General features: G+C 40.5%; 1 protein-coding gene. It reads right to left on the bottom strand.

From position 1 onward, the window contains the following. Nucleotides 1-210 precede the first annotated feature (210 nt). Entirely contained in the window at nt 211-1,077 is an 867-nt protein-coding gene (locus tag HR065_RS00650) for a DNA adenine methylase (RefSeq protein WP_178733996.1), read from the bottom strand. Between the last annotated feature and the right edge of the window lie 253 nt (nt 1,078-1,330).

Raw genomic sequence — 1,330 nt, 5'->3', positions numbered from 1 at the left:
TTTGTTTCGTTTAATTTTTTAGAAGTTTTCCGCGCTTCTATTCGTAGTTTAGAGTCGGTTGCGGACTTGGGGATGTTTTTTTATTTTATTTTCGTAGTTTAGAGTCGGTTGCGGACTTGGGAGGTGTTGATATTTGAGGTGGGTTGTGGGGATTGCCTGAACGTTGTGTTTATGTTTTTTTTGTTGGATGGAGGTGGTTGTGGGGATTTTTTAATAGTTGGTGATGATGATTTCCTCGTGTTGGCGTTTTGTGGTTTTATTTTGGGTAGTGCCACGGATGAGGGTTTGGTTGAATTGTCGATATAGGTGTTTGATGTGGGGAGTGGGATAATTGGTGTGGAGAAATTTGACTCCTCTTTGGTGAGCGCGAATTAAAGTTTGAGCTAAACGGGTTTGTTCCGCTTGATTAAAAGGTTGGTTGAACCAGGAAGTATTGTCAATTCGTTGTTTTTTGGGGTTGGTTCCGAATGAATCGTATGGTGGATCTACAAAAACGAAATCTCCTGCCTGAGCGTGGTTGATGGTTGTTTCGAAATCGGCGTTGAATATTTGCCCTTTTGCTTGGAGTTGTTTGGCGAGAGGGAGGTATTTTGATCTCGTTAAGGGAGTGAAACTGTTGGCTTTGAAACCGTAGGAGGCTAATAAACGACCGTCTTTTTTGCGATAACGAAAAATTCCTCGGAAGGTGTATTTGACTAATACGAAAAATAGAGCGCCGTTTTTGGTTGTACTTTCGTTGTATTCGGTTAACATTTGGTTAAAGCGAGTTTGTTGGAGAGGGATGTTGGCTCTGCCGGGATATTGAAATAAATATTTTTCGTATTGATCGACTTGATGGATAAAATCGAGGGGATCATCTTGGAAATGGCGCCATTTGTTGATTAGGTTGGAGTCTATATCAGACAGAATGGCTTTTTGAGGCGATAAGGCGAAATATAGTGCACCGCCACCCAAGAAAGGTTCATAGTAGGTGTTAAAATGGGGAGGGATGAATTGTTGCAAAATGGGGATCATTTTGCGTTTGCTGCCGATCCAGCCGAAAGGAGAATGATAATCGGGGAGCTTTTGCCGACTCATTTAGAGATTGTTGCTCGGTTGATTGTGGGATTGATGGATATTTTATGTTTTCTTTTCATTTTTTTGTTCTCCTTGGGGGTTATTTGAAAGGGTTGGGGTTTCTTGAATGGAGTTTTTTTAGTGCCCGACATCTTGCTTGTTTTACTTGATCTTTTGTTAAATCCAATTTTTGAGCGACCTCGCCATTAGTCATTAATTCATGAGGATAGCCGGTTTTTAGATCGTAAATCATTGATATTACTTTAAGTTGATT

It is taken from the genome of Candidatus Phytoplasma pruni, assembly GCF_013391955.1.
Classification (GTDB): Bacteria; Bacillota_I; Bacilli_A; order Acholeplasmatales; family Acholeplasmataceae; genus Phytoplasma.
The sequence above is the reverse complement of the archived record's forward strand: the minus strand, read 5'-3'. Positions and strand labels throughout refer to the sequence as shown.

Excerpts from the sequence above, each read along its gene's own strand:
- HR065_RS00650 (WP_178733996.1), bottom strand. The coding sequence starts at position 1,077 with ATGAGTCGGCAAAAGCTCCCCGATTATCATTCTCCTTTCGGCTGGATC.